18 protein-coding genes and 1 pseudogene are annotated in these 20,518 nt (G+C 61.1%); 6 read left to right on the top strand and 13 right to left on the bottom strand.

The features are described 5' to 3' along the window. Positions 1 to 314: 314 nt before the first annotated feature. The 3 genes from ribB to PDO_RS18270 all read right to left on the bottom strand — a co-directional run bounded on the left by ribB (position 315) and on the right by PDO_RS18270 (position 5,847). Positions 315 to 1,415: a 3,4-dihydroxy-2-butanone-4-phosphate synthase gene (gene ribB / locus PDO_RS18280; protein WP_007605446.1), complete on the bottom strand. Its 1,101-nt coding sequence runs from the start codon at positions 1,413 to 1,415 to the stop codon at positions 315 to 317. 9 nt (positions 1,416 to 1,424) lie between these two features. Further along, positions 1,425 to 2,519, bottom strand: a complete 1,095-nt coding sequence (aroC, locus tag PDO_RS18275; RefSeq protein ID WP_007605445.1) for a chorismate synthase — start codon at positions 2,517 to 2,519, stop codon at positions 1,425 to 1,427. A 241-nt stretch (positions 2,520 to 2,760) separates the two neighbouring features. Continuing rightward, positions 2,761 to 5,847: a bifunctional diguanylate cyclase/phosphodiesterase gene (locus PDO_RS18270; RefSeq protein ID WP_007605443.1), complete on the bottom strand. Its 3,087-nt coding sequence runs from the start codon at positions 5,845 to 5,847 to the stop codon at positions 2,761 to 2,763. 312 nt (positions 5,848 to 6,159) lie between these two features. Between PDO_RS18270 and PDO_RS18265 the strand changes: the two genes are divergently transcribed. Beyond that, the gene (locus PDO_RS18265) at positions 6,160 to 6,420 is read left to right on the top strand and encodes a DUF1344 domain-containing protein (RefSeq protein ID WP_007605441.1); all 261 of its coding nucleotides are present in this window, start codon (positions 6,160 to 6,162) and stop codon (positions 6,418 to 6,420) included. Positions 6,421 to 6,495: 75 nt separating this feature from the next. On the opposite strand, the gene PDO_RS18260 is transcribed toward PDO_RS18265, so the two are convergent. The 4 genes from PDO_RS18260 to PDO_RS18245 form a co-directional block, all read right to left on the bottom strand. Further along, on the bottom strand, positions 6,496 to 7,086 hold the full coding sequence (locus PDO_RS18260; protein ID WP_037074602.1) for a histidine phosphatase family protein: 591 nt from the start codon (positions 7,084 to 7,086) through the stop codon (positions 6,496 to 6,498). Between the two features lie 18 nt (positions 7,087 to 7,104). Beyond that, a complete protein-coding gene (fabI, locus tag PDO_RS18255; RefSeq protein ID WP_007605430.1) occupies positions 7,105 to 7,923 on the bottom strand; it encodes an enoyl-ACP reductase FabI in 819 nt (272 codons plus the stop codon). Positions 7,924 to 8,245: 322 nt separating this feature from the next. Then, complete coding sequence (locus PDO_RS18250; protein WP_007605423.1) at positions 8,246 to 9,547, bottom strand: DnaJ domain-containing protein; 1,302 nt, start codon at positions 9,545 to 9,547, stop codon at positions 8,246 to 8,248. Between the two features lie 217 nt (positions 9,548 to 9,764). Further along, positions 9,765 to 10,223 carry an RT0821/Lpp0805 family surface protein gene (locus PDO_RS18245; protein WP_037074599.1) on the bottom strand — a complete coding sequence of 153 codons (459 nt, stop codon included), beginning with the start codon at positions 10,221 to 10,223 and terminating at the stop codon, positions 9,765 to 9,767. A 65-nt stretch (positions 10,224 to 10,288) separates the two neighbouring features. Here PDO_RS18245 and pdxH point away from each other — a divergent pair, with 65 nt between their 5' ends. After that, positions 10,289 to 10,909: a pyridoxamine 5'-phosphate oxidase gene (gene pdxH, locus PDO_RS18240; RefSeq protein WP_007605419.1), complete on the top strand. Its 621-nt coding sequence runs from the start codon at positions 10,289 to 10,291 to the stop codon at positions 10,907 to 10,909. Positions 10,910 to 10,944: 35 nt separating this feature from the next. On the opposite strand, the gene PDO_RS18235 is transcribed toward pdxH, so the two are convergent. Next, entirely contained in the window at positions 10,945 to 12,003 is a 1,059-nt protein-coding gene (locus PDO_RS18235; RefSeq protein ID WP_007605417.1) for a polysaccharide deacetylase family protein, read from the bottom strand. A 325-nt stretch (positions 12,004 to 12,328) separates the two neighbouring features. Here PDO_RS18235 and PDO_RS18230 point away from each other — a divergent pair, with 325 nt between their 5' ends. Continuing rightward, positions 12,329 to 13,663, top strand: coding sequence for a D-alanyl-D-alanine carboxypeptidase (locus PDO_RS18230; protein WP_007605416.1), 1,335 nt, complete (start codon positions 12,329 to 12,331; stop codon positions 13,661 to 13,663). Here PDO_RS18230 and PDO_RS29495 read toward each other — a convergent pair. From PDO_RS29495 to PDO_RS18210, 5 genes and pseudogenes are all read right to left on the bottom strand, one after another. Continuing rightward, positions 13,630 to 13,875: pseudogene (locus tag PDO_RS29495) on the bottom strand (type II toxin-antitoxin system RelE/ParE family toxin); the annotation flags it as partial. The gene PDO_RS18230 and the pseudogene PDO_RS29495 sit on opposite strands and share 34 nt — an antisense overlap. 76 nt (positions 13,876 to 13,951) lie before the next feature. Then, complete coding sequence (locus PDO_RS18225) at positions 13,952 to 14,140, bottom strand: hypothetical protein (protein ID WP_007605415.1); 189 nt, start codon at positions 14,138 to 14,140, stop codon at positions 13,952 to 13,954. 39 nt (positions 14,141 to 14,179) lie between these two features. Further along, entirely contained in the window at positions 14,180 to 14,854 is a 675-nt protein-coding gene (locus PDO_RS18220) for an HAD family hydrolase (RefSeq protein WP_007605414.1), read from the bottom strand. Positions 14,855 to 14,934: 80 nt separating this feature from the next. Beyond that, positions 14,935 to 16,350, bottom strand: coding sequence for a metalloprotease TldD (gene tldD / locus PDO_RS18215; RefSeq protein WP_007605413.1), 1,416 nt, complete (start codon positions 16,348 to 16,350; stop codon positions 14,935 to 14,937). 123 nt (positions 16,351 to 16,473) lie between these two features. After that, a complete protein-coding gene (locus tag PDO_RS18210; protein ID WP_007605412.1) occupies positions 16,474 to 17,004 on the bottom strand; it encodes an invasion associated locus B family protein in 531 nt (176 codons plus the stop codon). A gap of 327 nt (positions 17,005 to 17,331) precedes the next feature. Here PDO_RS18210 and coxB point away from each other — a divergent pair, with 327 nt between their 5' ends. The 3 genes from coxB to PDO_RS18195 form a co-directional block, all read left to right on the top strand. Further along, on the top strand, positions 17,332 to 18,216 hold the full coding sequence (gene coxB / locus PDO_RS18205) for a cytochrome c oxidase subunit II (RefSeq protein WP_007605411.1): 885 nt from the start codon (positions 17,332 to 17,334) through the stop codon (positions 18,214 to 18,216). A 15-nt stretch (positions 18,217 to 18,231) separates the two neighbouring features. Next, positions 18,232 to 19,908 (top strand): cytochrome c oxidase subunit I, encoded by a 1,677-nt coding sequence (ctaD, locus tag PDO_RS18200; protein ID WP_007605410.1) that lies wholly within the window; start codon positions 18,232 to 18,234, stop codon positions 19,906 to 19,908. 89 nt (positions 19,909 to 19,997) lie between these two features. Beyond that, positions 19,998 to 20,518 (top strand): protoheme IX farnesyltransferase (locus PDO_RS18195; RefSeq protein ID WP_037074611.1); only part of this gene is annotated, 521 nt, incomplete at its 3' end.

The raw sequence follows: 20,518 nt of genomic DNA, 5'->3' as shown, positions 1-20,518 counted from the left end.
CGGTTGACGCCTTGCTGCAGAGAAGAACAGGCCAGGGGTCTGCAAGACACGGGCGTGGGGCGCCCGCCGCAATGCCCAAGAATTCGAGATCGCACAGGGGGGATCACCCCCACCCGCCGCTTCGCGTCGACCTCCCCCCTCAAGGGGGAGGTCGCGCCCGCCGATCGCTCCGACCGGATGGCGGTTCCACCACCCTCCCCTTGAGGGGGAGGGTCGGGCCGAAGGTCCGGGGTGGTGTGACGCCTTGCGGCATTGCCCGCGATGGCTACCCTGGATGCCAAGGACGCCCGGATGCCAAGGGCACCCGGTATTCCTCAGACGATCTCGGTCGCCGAGATCTTGATGCCGAAGCCTTCGAGGCCGACATAGTGACGCTCGCGCGACGACATCAGCCGGATCGAGGTGACGCCGAGATCCTTCAGGATCTGCGCCCCAAGCCCGATCTCCAGCCATTCGCTCTCGCGGACCTGGGCTTCGCTATGGGCTTCCCGGTCGAGCTTGCCGGTGCGCGCGGTGGTCGAGACACCGACGCCGACAGAGCCTTCGCGCAGGTAGACAATGACGCCGCGACCCTTCTCGGCGATCTTCTTCATGACGCCGTCAATCTGCCGGTTGTTGCCGAAGACGTCGGCGCCGACATGCTCGAGATGCAGGCGCACCGGAATGTCCTCGCCATCGCGGATGTCGCCGAACACCACGGCCAGATGCTGCATCGGATCCCAGGGCAGCGAGTAGCTGTGGCCCTTGGCCGTGCCATAGGGTGTCTGGATATCGAAGCTCGAATGCAGCTGGATCAGCGTTTCCTTACGCTGGCGATAGGCGATCAGGTCGGCGACCGACACCTGCTTCAGGCCATGTTCTTCGGCAAAGGACGCAACCTGCGGGCCGCGCATCACCGTACCGTTGTCATTGACCAGTTCGGAAATCACCCCGATCAGCGGCAGGTTCGCCAGCTTGCACAGATCGACCGCAGCCTCCGTATGGCCCGACCGCATCAGAACGCCGCCTTCGCGCGCAACCAGCGGGAAGATATGGCCGGGCCGGACGAAATCGGTGGCGCCGACATTGGGATTGGCGAGGTTGCGCACGGTGAGGGTACGATCGTCGGCTGAAATACCGGTCGATGTGCCGTGCTTGAAGTCCACCGAAACGGTAAACGCGGTGGTATGGGCGCTGTCATTGTCGGCGACCATGGCTGAAAGGTTCAGCCGCTTGGCCTCTTCCTTCGGCATCGGCGCACAGACGATGCCCGATGTATGGCGCACGATGAAGGCCATCTTTTCTGGCGTGCAATGCACAGCCGCGACGATCAGGTCGCCCTCGTTCTCGCGGCCGTCATCGTCCATGACGACGACGATCTCGCCGGCTTCGAAGGCACGGATCGCGTCGACGACGCGCTTCTGGTCATAGCTCATGGGAGAACCTCACTTCAGGCGGCCGGTCTGGCCGCGATCCCTCAGAATATGGTCGAGAATGGTGCAGGCGAGCATCGCCTCGCCGACAGGCACGGCGCGAATTCCGACGCAGGGGTCGTGGCGACCCTTGGTGCGCACATCCACTTCGTTGCCGTCGGAATCGATCGAGCGGCGTTCCGTCAGGATCGACGAGGTCGGCTTGATGGCGAAGCGCGCGACCAGCGGCTCGCCGGTGGCGATCCCCCCCAGCACGCCGCCGGCATGGTTGGACAGGAAGACCGGCTTGCCGTCCGGCCCGATCCGCATCTCGTCGGCATTTTCCTCGCCGGTGATTTCAGCCGCCCCGAAGCCATTGCCGATCTCCACGCCCTTGACGGCGTTGATCGACATCAGGTTGGCCGCGATATCCTGGTCGATCTTGCCATAGATCGGCGCGCCGATGCCGGCCGGAACGCCCTCTGCGACTACTTCGATGACCGCGCCGACGGAGGAGCCAGCCTTGCGGATGCCGTCGAGATAGTCTTCGAAGACCGGAACCATCGAGGCATCCGGGCAGAAGAACGGGTTCTGATCGACTTGCGCCCAATCCCAGTTGTCGCGGTTGATCTTGTGGGTGCCGATCTGGGTGAGCGCGCCGCGAATGGTAACACCGGGCATGGCAAGCCGCGCCAGCGCGCCGGCCGCGACGCGCGCCGCCGTCTCGCGGGCCGACGAGCGTCCTCCGCCGCGATAGTCGCGGATACCGTATTTCAGGTCATAGGTGAAGTCGGCATGGCCCGGACGGTAACGCTTGGCGATGTCGCCATAGTCCTTCGAGCGCTGGTCTGTGTTCTCGATATAGAGCGACACCGGCGTGCCGGTGGTGATCATCGACCCGTCTTCCTGTGGCATCACGCCCGACAGAACCTTGACGATATCGTCCTCGCGCCGCTGGGTGACGAACCGCGACTGGCCGGGTTTGCGCTTGTCCATGAAGACCTGCAAGTCTTCCTGGCGGAAACGGACGCCGGGCGGGCAGCCGTCGACAACGGCGCCAAGCGCTGGTCCGTGGCTTTCGCCCCAGGTGGTAACGCGGAAGAGATGACCGAAGGTGTTATGCGACATGGGTGACGAACCGCTCCATTCTGGCCGGCGAGGCATGCTCGCCGACTGGGGCCTTGGATGGCGTCACTCATAGAGCAAATGCAGGAAGGGTGTGAAGCGCTTTTCGACCTGTTGTGACCCAAAAAGCAGGCGGATGTTTCTTTGTTTCGCCCAAACAGGCGCAATCCAATTGCCCAGGCAATCCGCCGGGCACTCGGCGGGCAAACGCGTGTCCGGGCGGCTTCGGACACGGCAACTGCCGTCAGGACGCCTGTCTCTGCGGCAGGCGGGTGACGAAACGGCTGAAATCCTCGAAGGACAGCGGCTTGGCAAAGGCATAGCCCTGCAGATAGTCGCAGCCGAGCTGGCGCAGCAGTGCGGCATGTTCGTGGGTTTCCACCCCTTCCGCCACCGTCTCGATGCCGAGCGATCCGGCGATCTCGACGATCGAGCGCACCAGGCTGCGTTCCTGCGGCTGGGTGGTGATCGGCATGACTAGCTGCCGGTCGATCTTCAGCCGCTTCGGCTTTAGCTTCAGAAGGCTGACGATCGAGGTATGACCGGTACCGAAATCATCGATCTCGATATCGATGCCCAGCGCCTTGATCCGGTCGATATTGCTGGTCGCGATCGTGTCACTTTCGTCGAGGAAGATGGATTCCACCAGTTCGAAACAGATCGACCCCTGCGGCACATTCAGGCCTTCCAGCTGTTCGATCAGGTTTTCGTCATGGAGTCGCTTGGACGAGACGTTCACCGATATGCGTGGCACCTGCACGCCAAGCGCCGTCCAGCGCATCTGGTCCTTGAGCGCCGTCTGCAGCACCAGCTGGTCGATGCGGGCCATGACGTTCAGGTCTTCGGCAACCTTGAGGAAGGCGCCGGACGCCAGTACGCCGCGATCGGGATGGCGCCAGCGCACCAGAGCCTCGGCGCCGCAAAGCTGCATGCTGTTGGTTTCGAACTGTGGCTGGTACCACACGATGAATTCGTCGCGCTCAAGCCCGGTCAGCATGTCGTCGGCCATGCGCTTCTTGGCGATGATGTTCGCCTGCAGGTCCGGCGTGAAGAATTCGTAGCAGTTGCGACCCTTTTCCTTGGCCTGGTAGAGCGCGATATCCGCGTTGATCAGGACCTTGCGCGCATCGGGGGCCATGCCGACGGACTGGGCAATGCCGATCGAAACGCCGCAACGGCAGTCGAAGCCTTCGAAGTCGATCGGATGGCGCATCTCCGTGATGATCCGGTTCGCCAGGTCTGTCAGCTCGTCCATCGTCGTCGCCCGCCGCGCTAGGATGACGAATTCGTCGCCGCCGATACGCGCGACCAGATCGCCGCGTGGCACATGCCGCATCAGCACGCGCGATGCATGCACGAGCATGGCGTCGCCCGCCGCATGACCAAGCGTGTCATTGATCTCCTTGAAGCGATCGAGATCGAGATGCAGGATGGCAAACTTGTGCCGCTGGCTCTCGCCCTTGCGTGTCAGCGTGTCCAGTTCCAGATCGAGCTTGCGCCGGTTGGCAAGCGACGTCAGCGGGTCATGCAATGCATTGAACTCGATACGGTTCTTGGCCAGCTCCAGTTCGATATTGCGCATGTCCGCTTCTGCCTTCGCCGAGCGCAACTGCTCGGCCAGAAGCGAATCCGCTGTCACGTCGAAAGCGATGCCGATCAGCTTCTTCTTCCCGTCCCGGCCGAAATGCGCCTGCCCGACCGAGCGAATGTAGCGGACTTCGTTGTTCGGCAGGATGACCCGCTGAATGGTGTTGAGTGTCTGTTCGTTGGTCGTTGCCCGTTTGGTGGTGATCAGGATGTCGCCACGCTCGTCAGGATGCAGGCAGGCCATCCATTGATGTTCCGTCACCGGCTGTTCGCTGTAGGGCAGGCCGTAAAGCTGGTGCATGCGCTCGTCCCAGACGGCGGTGCGGCTGACCGGGTCGCCTTCCCAGATCCCACAGTTATAGGATGCCAGCGCCAGGTCGAGCCTGTGCGACAGTTCCGCCAGCTGATGCTCGCGGCTGGACAACTCATCGAGCGCCAGTTCAAGCTCGGCATTCTTGATGTCGCTGGTTTCCTTGGCCTGGCTCAGAGACTGGGTCACCAGGGTATCGGTTGTCACGTCGCAGACGATGCCCGTCAGGCGCCGTTTGCCGCGTTCATTGATGGAGCTGGCTCCGGCCGAGCGCAGGTAGCGGCAGGTCCCGTCGGACAGCTCGATACGGTAGGTGACATCCCAGACCGTTTCCGTGCAGGCGATCACGCAGTCGAAGAACTGTTGCTCGGCCTTCTGCACATCGTCGGGATGGATGGTGGCGTACCAGTCGGCCAGACGATCCTCATTGTCCGTCTGGCTGACGGGAAGGCCATGCAGACCGGCGGAACGTTCGTCCCAATGTAATCCATGGGTTTCTTCATCGATATCCCAGATGCCGATATTCGACGTTTCCATCGCCAGCTGGAAGCGGTGCGAGAGGTCGATCAGTCTTTCCTCGCGACCCTGCAGCTGGCTGATATTGCGATTGCGCTCGCGCAGCAGGAACAGCGCGAGCAGCACCGGCACCATCATCGCGGCAACGGTGGAAAGCACGATCATTCTGGTAGGCATCAGACGGCTCATGGCCGCATCCCAGCCCTCGGCAGGCGCGCCATAAAGCACGAAGGAGAGATCGTGATGGCTGAATTCCTGGGCGATCGGTTGCTCGTCGTGGATGCTGGCCGTGCCGAACAGCATTCTTCCGTCGGGTCCGGCGGTCGCGATCGCCAGATGCAGCCGGTCAAGGCCGTGATCGAGATCTGCGGGAGAGGCGGAGCCATCGGCAGCCGAGAGATCCGAAAGCCCGGCGGCGTCGAAGATCTTGGTGATGTCCAATGAAACGGTCATCAGTTTCCACGCCTTGGTCGCCTCCCAGCTCGGCGGCGGCACCGGAATGCTCAGTTCAACGGTATTGCGCGCAAGCGACAGCTTCGGCTGGAACGCCATCCTGTGGATATCATTCAACGGAACGAAGGCGACGGTGGTGATATGCGGGTCGCGCGAGACGATCTTGTTGATCGTGCGGTTCAGCTCTGTCGGTGACAGCATGGGATCGTCGGCTATATCGTCCGCGATCGCCAGGGCATTGGCGACATCGAGATTGAGCCGGTTGCGAATCGATACCTGTGCATGCCGAAGGGCATCAGCGACTTCATGCTCGACGCGTTGCTGTTCGTATTGTGCGGAACTGCGGTCGATCATCACGCCGGCGCCGATGATCACCGTGCTGATCACGCCACCCAAGACGAGCCATAGAACGCCTTTGCTCCACCCTTCGCCGTCTTGGCGCTGTCCTGCATCGAAGATACGCAACTGTAAAATTCCTGTCACCCCAAGTTACGGGAAGTCTATAGGCGGCGGGTTAATTTAGCCTTGCCCGAACAAAACAGCAGCGCATCTAACCCATGGTTCCGTTTGACCATTTTTGACTTTCTCAGCGTTCGGCGGGAAATCTTGTGCGAGATTGCCGATCAGCCGCGAATATCAAAGTGGGGAGGGTTGATCCCCGCCCTCGTTACGGTCCACAATCTTTGCGAAAAGGTCACATCTGCGGGCGAATTTTGCCACATTCGGGAGGCTATTTTGAAACATATATTTTTAGTCGTTTGGTCGAGGGTGGTCCGCATGCGCATCGTCATTTCTGTCTTGCTTGCTACGGCAAGCTTCTTGTCTCCTCTCTCTGCCTTTGCCGGCAGTGATGACGTCGAGGCAACCATCGAGGCGGTCAACGTCGACAGCATGAGTCTCGTGCTCGACGACGGCAAGACCTATACCGTGCCGGCGGAGTTCAATTTCGACGGTCTGGAAAGCGGACAGAAGGTCATCGTGTTCTACACGGAAGTCGACGGCAAGCGTGTCGTGGACGATCTCGAAGTCATCCAGTAGACCGGCTGAATACGGTGCGACGGCGTAGACCCCGGACCGGTTTCCGCCGTTTTCTATTTGAACAATCCTGTTGTTTTACATCCAGCCTATGACGCCGGCATCGCGGTCGATCTTGAGGATCCGATCCTGCGGTATATTGATCTCGCAGGCTTCGTCCTCGTCCATGCCGCCGATCAGGCGGAAGCAGCTGCGAATGACGCCGCCATGGCTGACGCAGACCGTCGGCTGCTCCACCGAGTTCAGCCAGGCGCCGATGCGCCAGGACAGGATCTCGTAGCTTTCGGCATCCTGGCCGGGCGGAATGAAGCCCCATTTGCGCCGGGCGCGTTCCTTGACCCGTTCTGGCGCGGCCTTTGCCAGCTCGGCCAGCGTGAAGCCCTCCCAGTCGCCGAAGGACAGTTCCTTCAGTCGCTCGTCGAGCCGATAGGCGAGGGGATCCAGACCCATTTCGGCGCGAAGGCGCTCCATGGTTTCGCGCGTGCGCCTGAGCGGCGAGGCGACGAAGTCGAACTGGGCGACGCTGTCGCCCAGCACATGCGCCAGCATTTCGCCGTTGCGCATCGCCTGGCCGCGGCCGGTCGCATTGAGGTCAATGTCCTTTTGACCCTGCATCCGGCCTTCGGCGTTCCAGTCGGTCTGGCCGTGTCGGATCATGTAGATGAGCACGGCGACAGACCCCTGAACTTAGTCCTTGGCGACCGAGATATCCGGCGCGTCGACGGCCTTCATGCCGACCGTGTGGTAACCACAGTCGACGTGATGGACTTCGCCGGAAACGCCGGTCGACAGATCCGACAGCAGATACATGCCGGAGGTGCCGACTTCATCGGTCGTGACATTGCGCTTCAGCGGTGAGTTATACTCGTTCCACTTGAGGATATAGCGGAAATCGCCGATGCCCGAAGCGGCCAGCGTCTTGATCGGACCGGCCGAGATGGCGTTGACGCGAATGCCGCGGCCGCCCATGTCGACAGCGAGGTAGCGCACGGAAGCTTCGAGAGCCGCCTTGGCAACGCCCATGACGTTGTAATGCGGCATGACCTTCTCGGCGCCGTAATAGGTCAGTGTCAGCAGCGATCCGCCGTCGTTCATGATCTTTTCGGCGCGGGCGGCGACTGCCGTGAACGAATAGACGGAAATGTCCATCGTCTTGGCGAAGTTGTCGCGGGTCGTCTCGATGTAGCGGCCGGTCAGCTCGTCCTTGTCGGAAAACGCGATCGCGTGCACGACGAAGTCGATCTTGCCCCACTTGGCTTCGAGATTGTTGAAGACGGCATCGATGCTGTCGAGATTGGTGACGTCGCAATCGCCGGCCAGGAAGGCGTCGAGCTCTTGCGCCAGAGGTTCGACGCGCTTCTTCAGCGCATCGCCCTGCCAGGTAAAGGCGATCTCAGCGCCCTGGTCGTGACAGGCTTTGGCAATGCCCCATGCGATGGAGCGATTGTTTGCAACGCCCATGATGACGCCGCGCTTGCCTGCCATAAGGCCGGAACCTTGAGCCATGTTGTGATCCCCTGATACTTTCGATGGACTGCCTATGGCATAGGCCGTTCCGGCGTACAAGATTGAACCGGATCATCAACTGTTAGGTAGCGTAACAAAGGGTGTGTTCATCAAAAAACCGCCATAACACAACGTGAAAGCTCGATTTATGGCGAATAGGCGTGGTGATTTTTCTGTGCGTCGCGCGCGTGGCCGGACGATTCTCGGCTGTGGAATTTCATGAAAAAGGGCGTTGATCATCGACGCAGTCCAGGGCCGCGCCGGCTGGCCGGGCAGCGATCGCAGACCATATCCCGGCGCAGGCGACAGGCGGTCGGAGGCGTTAGAGATAGAGCCCTTCACGCATCAGCCGCATCAGGTCGGTGACCTTCTCGTCCGGCTTTTCCCACAGCATGACACGAAGCTCGACCAGCAGCGCACCGCGTCCGCCGGCGCCGTCCGGCAGGCCGAGCGCATCGATGCGGATGACCTGATCCGAGTTCGACCAGGCGGGAACGGTGACCTTCACCATGCCTTCCAGCCCCTCGACTTCGACATCGCAACCGAGCACGGCATTTTCCAGAGTGATCGGCAGGACGGTGCGAATGTCATAGGCGTCGACCAGGAATTTCTCGGACCGCATCACCTTGATGGTGACCGCGACATCGCCGCGCTGCATGCCCTGGAATTTCAGCCCTTGCGCCTTCAGGCGAACGACATGGCCATCGGTCACGCCATCGAGGGGTACGCGCACTTCACGACCGTCATTGAGCGTGATCGGTACGGACTTCTGTTCGAGCAGGTCGCTGATCGCGACAACGGCTTCGGAAAAGACATCCGGTGCTTTTTCCGGCGGTGGCGGCGGAACGCCGCGGATGCGACGCACCAGCGAGCTGATCAGTTCGATAGGCGCCAGCAGCGGTGAACTTGGCGCACGAAGCGGCGTGCCTTCGTTGAGTTCGGCGGCTTCGGCGTCGCGCTTCAGGCTCTCAGCCACAGCGGCAGCTTCGGGGCTCTCGCCGAAAATTCTGCTGACCAGATCTTCCGGACCCTCGGGCTTGCCGGATTGCGCGCTGGCGCTGCCGGCCTTCTTGTCCTGTTGGCCGGCACCGGCCGTTGACTGTGTTTGCTGGGACGGATGGGTGCTTTGGCCCTGGCTCGCGTCTGTCTGTTCGGCCTTCGCATTTGTCTGAGCTGACTGGGCTTGCGCCGTCTGGGCCTGTGCCTGGGTTTTCTGGGCCTGTGCCTGCGCGGCCTTGGCGGCCTGAGCCGCCTGCGCTGCCGCCGTGTCGGCCTTTGCCTTTGCGGCCTCGGCCTGGGCAAGTTCGGCCAGGATGCGCTCGGCATTGGCCTTTGCCTGCTTTGCTTTTTCGGCAGCTTCGCGCGCCGACTGGCGCTGCTGCATGATCGTCTGCTCGCGTTCCATCGCCTCGACCTTCACGCGTTGCTGGTCATACCGGTTGCGTTTTGCTGGATCTTTCAGGACTTCGTAGGCACGGCCGATTTCGGCAAAACGGTTGTTGGCCAGCGGATCATCGCGATTCTGATCGGGATGCACGCTTTTCGCCTTGGAGCGCCAAGCCGCCTTGATCTCGTCTGCGCCCGCATCGCGCTTAACGCCGAGGACTGAATAAAAATCTCGCATCAACGCCACCAACATCAATCGACCAGTTGCGCATCCGGATCATGGAGCGGTCACTGGCGAATACTCAAAGCCGTCCCGCGAAATTGTCATGCGGTCTCGGCGTTACAATGTCTGGGGAGGTTCGCACGCAAGGAGCTAATTGAATCTTACGGGTCAGAAGCTGCGACGTGGTGTTTCTTCCTGTTTGCTTAAGCAAACGTTTCAAATCCGAACGAAATCAGGATTGACGGTCGAAACTCAGCAGCTGCCAGTTGCCGGAGCCGGATGTGCAGGTCTTGCCGGAGAAATAGGCGATGCCTTCATAGGAATGGCGCGTCGTCGAAAAGTTGCGGCAGATGACACCCTGGCCCTTTTCTTCCTGGATCGCGGTGACGACACCGGCGCTGCCGGTCGTGGCATTGGCCCAGGGCAGGGGTTTGCCTTCGGTCTTCGACAGATCTGCCGACGACACGGCGCTCTGCACCGTCAGTTCGTCGGACCCGTTTCCAGAAGCGCGGCCCTTGGAGATGGTATTGGTCGAGATCGAGCTGTCGACTGTGTCGGAACCGAAGAGGTCCATGCTGCCGCCGAAGCATCCGCTGAGCGGAAGTGTCGCAGCAAGAGCGAGAAGGATCTTGCGTTTGCTCATGCACCTACCCTTTGTACGCTCGACCGACTTTGCTATGTCTACTTCCAAATGGGGTCCCGTCCAATACCGCGTTCTGGACACCTATCATGAAGGTCAGGAGCATTTGAGGCAATATGTCGGATATCGGGTTAACAAGTGGTGACTTTACCGAAGAGAGTGAACCCTTCGCCCTGTTTGGCGCCTGGCTGCAGGATGCCGTGGCGTCAGAGCTCAACGATCCCAACGCGGTAGCGCTGGCAACCGTGGATGCGGATGGCCTTCCAAATGTCAGGATGGTTCTGCTCAAGGGTTTTGATAGCCGAGGGTTTGTATTCTACACCAATTTCGAGAGCCAGAAAGGACAGGAAATTCTCGGCCAGAACAAGGCGGCAATGTGTTTTCATTGGAAATCCCTGCGCCGGCAGGTGCGTCTTCGCGGTGCGGTCGAGGTCGTCTCCGATGCAGAGGCCGATGAATATTACGCGACCCGTCCACTCGGCAGCCGCATCGGCGCCTGGGCCTCGAAGCAGTCGCGCCCGCTGGAAGGCCGCTTTGCGCTGGAAAAATCGGTCGCCGAATACACCGCCCGCTACGCGCTTGGCAACGTGCCGCGCCCGCCACACTGGTCGGGTTTCCGCATCGTGCCGCAATCGATCGAATTCTGGCACGACCGCAAGTTCCGCCTGCATGATCGCATCGAGTTCCGTCGCGAGACATCCACCGGTGCCTGGTCAAAGGTCCGCATGTATCCGTGACCTATTTATATAAGGCACGGTAGCGGCAGCGGACGTCAGCAGCCGCCATAGGCGAGTTTGGTTGGAATGCCTGACGTCAGCGCGGTGACATAGCGGGGCTTCTGGTAAAAGCCGTTGAGCGACAGGCGCGGCAGGCTCTGCGGCGCTGACATGGCATTGCAGCAAAGCGTTGCCGGTCGTGTCGTCACCGACAATTTGAAGCCGGCCCAGTCGGCAAGCGCCGCCGTTTTCGGCGTGGCGCTGCGTCTGTCGCCATAGGGATAGGCGAATGTCGTCGGTCGGGAGCCGGAAAGCGTTGCCACATAGTCGGCGCTCTGGTTGAGCTCGTCGAGCACCACGTCGTCCGGCAGAAAGCCAAGGCCGCGATGGCTTACCGTATGCGCGCCGAAAGAGACCAGCGGATGTCCTGTCACCAGGGCACGCAGTTCGTCCGCATTCATCACCGTATCCGCGACGATCGCATGCGGGTCTATTCCAGCACTCTGCGCCGTGGCGTTTAGTCTTTCGATAGCTCTTGTCTCATCGCCGACGAAGATCTGTTTGCACACATGGTCGAAAGCACCAAGCTTTCCCGAAAGCGTGCGCGTGTCGAAGGCGATCGCACCACCGCCGAAATCGAGGGTGACTTGGTCCTGCGCGCCGATCAGCGCGGCGGCCGTCTCCCACCACATCGTATGGCTGCGCTCGGACAGGCCCTTGCAGACGAAGATCGTGCAGGGCACGCCATGACGCTCGAAAATCGGCACGGCATGTTCGGCATTGTTGCGGAAACCGTCATCCAGGGTAAAGACGACAAACGGCGCCCCAGGTTCGCCCTCCGCCATAAGCGCCGGCACGTCATCCAGCCGGGCAAAGCGAAATCCGGCGGCTTTCAGTTGCAGGATTGTCTTTTCCAGGAATTCGGGCGTGATTTCCAGGTGACGATTGGGTGCAAACGCAGCCGGCCTGAATGGCTGGACATGGTGCAATGTCAGGATCATCCCGCGGCCGCGTGCCGACGCAAGAACGCCAAGCTTCGCCAGACCGTGAGCAACCTCCAGCCCACCAGTGATTGCCAGCCGTCGCAGCAGCCGTTTGAAATCCGCCTTCGTCATGACACCGCGCGGGATTTCGATGCCCCGCTCTCCTCAAAGCGTCAACCTATGCGGACACAGGTTAAGCTTCGCTCAATGATGCAGTGAAACATGTAGCAATTGAGAAGACGCGGCCGATATCGCAGCAGGGCATCATCTTGCCCTGTGACATTAACATGACGGTAACCATAAAAGTTGCAACTCTTGGGGACGATTGGTTTCACATGATCCCGCTTGGCTGATTGTCGCCCCATTCTTGCCCTAAGCGCACTCCCGCGTCCGGTGCGTTGCGGGAATCAGTTTTGCCGGAACAGTCATCCAGATCTAGGCGGCTATTGGAGTTTTCATGAGCAAGTTAATGATCGTACTGTCGTTTTGCGTGGCGGTCTTTTCACTTTCGACGACGGCTCATGCAGGCAGTGCTCAGTTCTTGCTTGATGCCCGCACCGGCGAAGTTCTCGCATCAGAAAACCCCGATACCCTCAATCACCCCGCATCCTTGACCAAGATGATGACCATCTACATGGCGCTTGATGCGATCCGCGCCGGCAAACTCAGTTGGGACAGCCCGGTTCCCTTCTCGAAATACGCCGCCGCCCGCCCGCCGACCAAGCTGCGCGTCAAGGCTGGTGACAAGATCACTGTCAAGGAAGCGGTTCTGTCGCTGATCATTGTGTCGGCCAATGATTCCGCGGCGGCACTTGGCGAAAAGCTGGGCGGTTCCGAGGAAGCATTCGCCGGGATGATGACCCGCAAGGCCCGTGCGCTCGGCATGATGAACACCACCTTCTTCAATGCATCCGGTCTTCCGCACGACCAGCAGTTCACCACGGCGCGCGACATGTCGACGCTCGGCATCGCGCTGATGCGTGACTTTCCTCAAGACTACAAGCTGTTTGCCACCAAGAGCTTCACCTTCCGCGGTCGTACGATCAATGGCCACAACAATCTGATGTATCGCTACAAGGGCATGGACGGCATCAAGACGGGCTATACCAATGCCTCCGGCTATAATCTGGTGAGCGCTGTCGAGGACGATGGCCGCCGGGTCATCGGCGTCGTCATGGGTGGCCGCACGGCCGCCAGCCGCGACAAGGTTATGGAAAAGCTGATTACGGCCAATATCCGCAAGGCTTCCACCGGCAGCAAGCTGCTGGTCAGCCGCTCGACCGGCGTGCAGATGGATATCGCCCGCCTGGATGGCGCCGTGCCTGTTCCGGCCCCGCGCGCATCGGCGGTTGCTGCCGTCGAAAGCATGGCGGGTGCCTCCGCCGCGCCGGCCTCGACCGCGACAGCTTATGCCGGCGGCAGTGTCGCCTCCAGCGAACAGCCGTTTGCCGCACCCGTACCGCGCGCCATCATCGGCGCTGACGTAGCGCCAATCCAGGCGTCGTCCCAGGCCAGAACACAGTCGACGAGCGCCAAGGATCGCAAATGGCAGATCCAGATTGCCGCCGCGACCAGCGCCCAGGCCGCCATGGATATGCTGTCGGATGCCCGCAGCAAGATCGGCCAGCCGCTTCAGGGTCTCGATACCTATACCGAAATGGTGACGCGCAACGGCACGACATTCTACCGCGCCCGCTTCACGGGCTTTGTCACCAAGGACGAAGCCCGCGCGGCCTGCGACATGCTGGTGCAGAACCGCTACGACTGTGTGTTGATGCCCGCCCGCGGGTGAGGGGGCTGGTCGGAAGTATTGGGCCATCTTTGTGCGGCATGCAGGATGGTGATGATCTCCACCCGAGAGTTCGCGACACGGTAGATGACGATGTATGGCGTTCCGGATACGACCAACTCGCGGGTACCTTCGACGCGCCCTGACCGCCTCACATTGGGGTGATGGGCAAGGAAACTCGTCGCTTCACCAATTCGGCGAGTGATCTTCTCTGCGGATTTGGGGCTGTCTTAGCCTACATATGTACCGATATCCTCAAAATCTTGAGCTGCGTCATCGGTCCACAGGATCTCAGCCATTTGGGACGAATTTTGCTACGATTGCCTTGATGCGGTCGGGACTTGCAAAACGCCCTTCATCGGCAGCTTTCAGGCCACGTCTGATTTTCTTCTTCTGCCATTCTTCCAGCGCTGCGTCCGGATTATCGTCCGTCGGAAACGTCAGGTCATCGAAGGGTAGGGGTTTCGGCTTTTCGTTCATCCTTTGATCATCGCGCATTCCACCCGAACCGCAAGCGCCTCAGGCCCTTGCCTCATGCCGTCCCTCGAAGAAGGCGAGGCATTCCAGCAGGTCCTGAACCACATGGGCGCAGAGCCCGACGATCTCGTCCGTCGGCGCCAGCAGGTCCGGCACCATCACGGCCATCATGCCGGCGGATGATGCCGAGCGGATGCCGTTGTGCGAATCCTCCAGCGCCAGGCAATCGGTGGCTGCGATGCCAAGCCTGTCCGCTGCCACAAGATAGGGGTCCGGTTCCGGTTTGCCACGCTTGTAGTCGCCCTGCGCCACCACCGTATCGAAGCGGCGGATCAGGTCGAAACCGGCCAGGTGGTGCTCGACCTGATGATGCGCCGAGGACGTGGCGATGGCACGCGGGAGCTCGAGCCGATCGAGCCGATCGAGCAGTTCGACGACGCCGGGCTTGAGGCGCAGGTCCTGCGCCATCAAGCGGTTGAAGTGTGAAAGCCAGATGGGGCGGAAACTCTCGGCATCGAAATCGGCGCCATAGTGCGCCCTCAGCAGTTGTGCGTTGCCCGACCAGGGTTGTCCGAGCATGCCATCGTAGAGCGAGGTGGTCATTGACAGGCCGCGTTCCGCGCCGGCTGCCATCAGCGCGTTGCGATAATGTATTTCGCTGTCGATCAGCAACCCGTCCATGTCGAAGATCACGGCTTTTGGTGGGCGTGGCAGCATGATGCGCGGATTGCTTTCCAGGGATCGAAGGGGAGGGGAGACGAATTTGCCGCCGAGGCCTGTGCTTCGGCGGCATGCGGTCAAGCCTTGGTGCCGCCGACGGTGATCTGGTCCATCCGCAGATGCGGCTGGCCGACGCCGACCGGTACCCATTGGCCGGCCTTGCCGCAGTTGCCGATGCCGGTGTCGAGCTTGGTGTCGTTGCCGATCATAGAGATCCGCTTCATTGCGTCCGGACCATTGCCGATCAGCATGGCGCCCTTGACCGGCGCGCCGATCTTGCCGTTCTCTATCAGATAGGCCTCGGTGCAGCCGAAGACAAATTTGCCAGACGTGATGTCAACCTGGCCGCCGCCGAACGAAACGGCATAGATGCCCTTCTTGACCGAGGCGATGATTTCCTCCGGCGTCTTGTCGCCGGACAGCATGAAGGTATTGGTCATGCGCGGCATCGGCTGGTGCGCATAGCCCTGGCGCCGGCCGTTGCCGGTCGCCTTCATGCCCATCAGCCGGGCGTTCTGCCGATCCTGCATGTAGCCGACGAGGCGGCCGTCCTCGATCAGCACGTTATAGGCGGACGGCGTGCCTTCGTCGTCGACCGTGATCGAGCCGCGGCGGTTGTCGATCGTGCCGTCGTCGACGACGGTGACGCCGGGAGCCGCGACCATCTCGCCCAGAAGTCCGGCAAAGGCCGAGGTCTTCTTGCGGTTGAAGTCGCCTTCCAGGCCGTGGCCGACGGCCTCGTGCAGCATGACGCCCGGCCAGCCATTGCCAAGCACTATGTCCATCGTGCCGGCCGGTGCTTCCTGCGCTTCGAGATTGACCAGCGCCTGGCGCAGCGCCTCATCGGCACCCTTGTGCCAGCTTTCCTCGCTGAGGAATTCGTTAAAACCCATGCGGCCGCCGACACCGAAGGAGCCGCTTTCCTGGCGCTCGCCCTGGCCGGCGATGACGGAAATGTTGATCCGGGTCATCGGCCTTATGTCGCGCACCCGGTGACCGTCGGCGCGCAGGATCTCCACCACCTGCCAGCTGGCGGCGATCGAGGCGGTTACCTGGCGCACCTTCGCATCCTTGTCGCGCAGATAGGCGTCGATCTCGGACAGCAGCTTGACCTTCTCCTCGAAGGTCGGCGAACCGATCGGATTGTCCTCGCCGTAGAGCTTGGCATTGGTCCGCTGCGGTGCTGCTGCGTAGGAGCCGGAATGGCCATGCGTGACGGCGCCTACCGCATCGGCCGCGCGCGAAAGGGCGCTGAGCGAAAGCTCGCCGGCATGAGCATAGCCAACCGCTTCACCGGCAACCGCACGCAGCCCAAAACCCTGGTCGGTGTTGAACGAGCCGCCCTTGAGGCGGCCATTGTCGAAGGTCAGCGATTCCGCCTGGGCGTGCTCTATATAGAGTTCGCCGTCATCAGCCCCGGCCAGGGCGTCCGCGACGCGCTTCGTCAAGGTTGCCTCGTCGCAATCGAAGAGGGAGAGAAGGTCCTGGGTCATGCTGGTCTCCTTGGCCGTGGCCCCTGCATGTAGGCGCCCAGACGAAAAGGGGCAAGCCTGCTCGGCCTGCCCGCACCATTCCGGTCATCACGAAAAGCGGAGCCGGAACTCCACTCCTTTGTATCAAGGCAGCTTGTCGTAGCCTTCGCCGAAGCCGGCGAGCTCGATCGGGATACCGACGCGGTCCTGGTCGGCGGATTCACGCAGCGCGAAGACCGCGGCCTTGCCGGCCCGCAGGATCTTCATCAGCTCCTCGTCGATCTCGACCTCGACATAACAGCCCTCGGAGAAGCAGCGGGTGAAATAGGCCCGCCCGATATTGTTGCCGTCGACGAACAGCTCCATGCCGTCTTTCAGCAGCACGCCGAGCGGCGCCAGGATGCGCAGGATCCGCGCCTTGCGGTCGGCGGTCTTCAGCACCACGACGGACAGGCCGACTTCCGGCCGGTCGTCTGCGATGACATTCTGCATCAGCGCGCATTGTTCGACCGTCGCGCCGGCCGGCTTGTCGCAGATCACCGACCATGCGCCATGGTTGGAGCGGATCGTGCCGGGCGGTTGTTGTGGCTGTTGGCCCTGGGCCGGCATGGAAAGCGCGCCAACGAACAGGGCGCCTGCGGTCAAGCCGGACCAAAGCAGTCTTGGGAGACCCATGGATACCTCTGGAAAACGAATCATCCCGCACATTCTTGTCGTGGGGGTGGGGAAATGAAAGCCCCGCCGACTGTTTTAAGGGGGAGTGCGGCATAATTGGGACCGCATTTCACCTTCCGGCAGCAAGATTGGCGCCGTCGCCAACCCCAACGGGCGAAAGCCATGCACTTGAGACCATTGTCAATTGATGAAGCGCAAAATGCCGCACGGGCTTTGCCAGCGGCGTATTGCGAATGCGGCCAATCTATGATTTGAAACGACGACACTAGCATGATTTTTGCGCTATGGTTTGATGTGGATCAAGCGCTTGTGGGAGACTTAACCGTGATGAAGAGAACCTATGCAGTATTGGCCGCGCTGGCCTGTCTGCTTTTCGCTTCTGTAAGCTTCGCCGACCAGCCCAGGCCCTGGCAGATGACGCTACAGGATGCGGCAACGCCGATCATGTCGCAGATCAGATGGTTTGAGCAATATACCCTCTGGTTCATCGTGCCGGTCACGATTTTCGTTCTGATCCTTCTCATTCTCGTGGTCGTCAAGTTCAACGCGCGCGCCAACCCGGTGCCGTCGAAGACCAGCCACAACACCGCGATCGAGATTGTCTGGACAGTTGCGCCGGTACTCATTCTCTTCGCCATTGCCATTCCCTCCTTCAACCTGCTGACCTATCAGCTGAAGATGCCGGAAAATCCCGACCTGACGATCAAGGCGACCGCCACCCAGTGGCTGTGGAGCTATGAATATCAGGGCGAGCAGGCTGTCGCCTTCGACAGTTATCTGCTCAAAGATACCGATCGCGCCGCGGCCGGCAAGGAAGACATTGCACGTTATCCGCGCCTGCTCGCCGTCGACAACGAAGTCGTCGTTCCGGTCAACAAGGTGGTCCGCATGCTGGTCACCGCAGCGCCGACCGATGTTATCCACGCGTTTGCAATGCCGGCATTCGGCGTCAAGATCGATGCTATCCCGGGCCGCCTGAACGAAACTTGGTTCACTGCCGAGCGCGAAGGTCTCTACTACGGCCAGTGTTCGGAGCTGTGCGGCAAGGACCATGCGTTCATGCCGATCGCCATCCGCGTGGTCTCGGAAGAAAAGTATGCTGCCTGGGCTCGGGCGGCAACGAGCGACCTCGCTGGCGCAAACAAGGCGCTCATGGCAGCTGTCGACGGTGCTCCGGCTGCCGTCCAGACCGCCGCAAACGTTTCGAACTAATAAGGAGTGCGGACAATGGCTGGACCTGTTGCCCACGACGATCACGCCCATGGCGCGCATCATGACCATCACGATCACAAGCCGAGCTTCTTTGCTCGCTGGTTTCTGTCGACCAACCACAAGGACATCGGCACGCTCTATCTGATCTTCGCGATCATCGCCGGCATCATCGGCGGCGCGCTGTCGGTCGCCATGCGCATGGAGCTGCAGGAGCCCGGCATCCAGATCTTCCACGGTCTGGCTTCCATCGTTTACGGCTTCGAAGGCGATGCTGCCATCGACGGCGGCAAGCATATGTTCAACGTCTTCACCACGGCGCATGCGCTCGTGATGATCTTCTTCATGGTCATGCCGGCCCTGATCGGCGGCTTTGCCAACTGGATGATCCCGATCATGATCGGTGCGCCGGACATGGCCTTCCCGCGTCTGAACAACATCTCCTTCTGGCTCATCGTGCCGGCCTTCCTGCTGCTGATCCTGTCGATGTTCGTCGAAGGCCCGGCAGGCGCTTACGGCGTCGGTGGTGGCTGGACGCTCTATCCGCCGCTGGCGACTTCCGGCCAGCCCGGTCCGGCCGTCGACCTTGCGATCTTCGCGCTTCACGTTTCCGGTGCATCATCGATCCTCGGTGCGATCAACTTCATCACCACGATCCTCAACATGCGCGCTCCGGGCATGACGCTGCACAAGATGCCGCTGTTTGCCTGGGCCGTTCTGGTCACGGCCTTCCTGCTGTTGCTGTCGCTCCCGGTTCTCGCCGGCGGCATTACCATGCTGCTCACCGACCGCAACTTCGGCACGACTTTCTTCGCGCCGGAAGGCGGCGGCGATCCGATCCTCTACCAGCACCTGTTCTGGTTCTTCGGTCACCCGGAAGTCTACATCCTGATCCTGCCCGGTTTCGGCATCGTCAGCCACATCGTCTCGACCTTCTCCAAGAAGCCGGTCTTCGGCTATCTCGGCATGGCCTATGCCATGGTCGGCATCGGTGCCGTCGGCTTCGTCGTGTGGGCGCACCACATGTACACTGTCGGCCTGTCGCTGCAGGCGCAGCGTTACTTCCTCTTCGCAACCATGGTCATCGCGGTGCCGACCGGCATCAAGATCTTCTCCTGGATCGCGACGATGTGGGGTGGCTCGCTGACCTTCCGCACCCCGATGGTCTGGGCGATCGGTTTCATCTTCCTGTTCACCGTTGGCGGTGTGACGGGCGTGCAGCTCGCCAATGCCGGCCTCGACCGTTCGCTGCATGACACTTATTACGTCGTGGCCCACTTCCACTACGTTCTGTCGCTCGGCGCCGTCTTCGCAATCTTCGCTGGCTGGTACTACTGGTTCCCGAAGATGTCGGGCTACATGTACAACGAGTTCGTCGGCAAGCTGCACTTCTGGGTCATGTTCATCGGTGTGAACATGGTCTTCTTCCCGCAGCACTTCCTCGGCCTCGCCGGCATGCCGCGCCGTTACATCGACTACCCGGATGCATTTGCCGGCTGGAACTATGTCTCGTCGATCGGCTCCTACATCTCGGCCTTCGCGGTCCTGATCTTCCTCTACGGTGTCTTCGAAGCCTTCGCCAAGAAGCGCCTCGCTGGCAACAATCCCTGGGGTGAAGGTGCGACCACGCTGGAATGGCAGCTGTCTTCGCCGCCGCCGTTCCACCAGTGGGAACAGCTGCCGAAGATCAAGTAAGCGTCGATTCAGCCGACAGACAGAAACCGGGCGCCGCGACCTTGAAGATCGCGGCGCCCGTCAAGACCTTGGAAGGCGAGTTTAAGAATATGACAGTCATCGACAATCGCGATCTTTTCGGTATGGAAGGCGAAGTCCGCCTCTCCGAAGCCGGCCCGCGCGATTATTTCGAACTGCTGAAGCCGCGCGTCATGTCGCTTGTGGTCTTCACCGCCTTTGCCGGCCTGGTACTCGCGCCGGGCTCGATCAATCCATTTCTCGGCGCCATCGCGATCCTGTGCATCGCCGTCGGTGCCGGCGCTTCTGGCGCGCTGAACATGTGGTATGACGCCGATATCGATGCCGTCATGACCCGCACGGCGACCCGCCCCATTCCCGCTGGCCGCATCCAGCCGACCGAGGCCCTGGCTTTCGGCCTGGTGCTTTCGGTATTTTCGGTGGTCATCCTCGGCCTTGCGGTCAACTGGTTTGCCGCCGCTATCCTCGGCTTCACCATCTTCTTCTATGCGGTCGTCTACACGATGTGGCTGAAGCGCTCGACGCCGCAGAACATCGTCATCGGCGGTGCCGCCGGCGCCTTCCCGCCGATGGTCGGCTGGGCCTGTGTCAC

Source organism: Rhizobium sp. PDO1-076 (assembly GCF_000247475.1).
Classification (GTDB): Bacteria; Pseudomonadota; Alphaproteobacteria; order Rhizobiales; family Rhizobiaceae; genus Allorhizobium.
Note: the sequence above shows the minus strand (reverse complement) of the source record. Positions and strands in the feature narration are given on the sequence as shown.

Coding starts and splice junctions, on each gene's coding strand:
- fabI (WP_007605430.1), bottom strand. CDS start 7,923: ATGGCTCAAGGTTCCGGCCTTATGGCAGGCAAGCGCGGCGTCATCATG.
- ctaD (WP_007605410.1), top strand. CDS start 18,232: ATGGCTGGACCTGTTGCCCACGACGATCACGCCCATGGCGCGCATCAT.
- aroC (WP_007605445.1), bottom strand. CDS start 2,519: ATGTCGCATAACACCTTCGGTCATCTCTTCCGCGTTACCACCTGGGGC.
- coxB (WP_007605411.1), top strand. CDS start 17,332: ATGAAGAGAACCTATGCAGTATTGGCCGCGCTGGCCTGTCTGCTTTTC.
- PDO_RS18220 (WP_007605414.1), bottom strand. CDS start 14,854: ATGCTGCCACGCCCACCAAAAGCCGTGATCTTCGACATGGACGGGTTG.
- PDO_RS18235 (WP_007605417.1), bottom strand. CDS start 12,003: ATGACGAAGGCGGATTTCAAACGGCTGCTGCGACGGCTGGCAATCACT.
- PDO_RS18225 (WP_007605415.1), bottom strand. CDS start 14,140: ATGAACGAAAAGCCGAAACCCCTACCCTTCGATGACCTGACGTTTCCG.
- PDO_RS18210 (WP_007605412.1), bottom strand. CDS start 17,004: ATGGGTCTCCCAAGACTGCTTTGGTCCGGCTTGACCGCAGGCGCCCTG.
- PDO_RS18250 (WP_007605423.1), bottom strand. CDS start 9,547: ATGCGAGATTTTTATTCAGTCCTCGGCGTTAAGCGCGATGCGGGCGCA.
- PDO_RS18230 (WP_007605416.1), top strand. CDS start 12,329: ATGAGCAAGTTAATGATCGTACTGTCGTTTTGCGTGGCGGTCTTTTCA.
- ribB (WP_007605446.1), bottom strand. CDS start 1,415: ATGAGCTATGACCAGAAGCGCGTCGTCGACGCGATCCGTGCCTTCGAA.
- pdxH (WP_007605419.1), top strand. CDS start 10,289: ATGTCGGATATCGGGTTAACAAGTGGTGACTTTACCGAAGAGAGTGAA.
- PDO_RS18265 (WP_007605441.1), top strand. CDS start 6,160: ATGCGCATCGTCATTTCTGTCTTGCTTGCTACGGCAAGCTTCTTGTCT.
- tldD (WP_007605413.1), bottom strand. CDS start 16,350: ATGACCCAGGACCTTCTCTCCCTCTTCGATTGCGACGAGGCAACCTTG.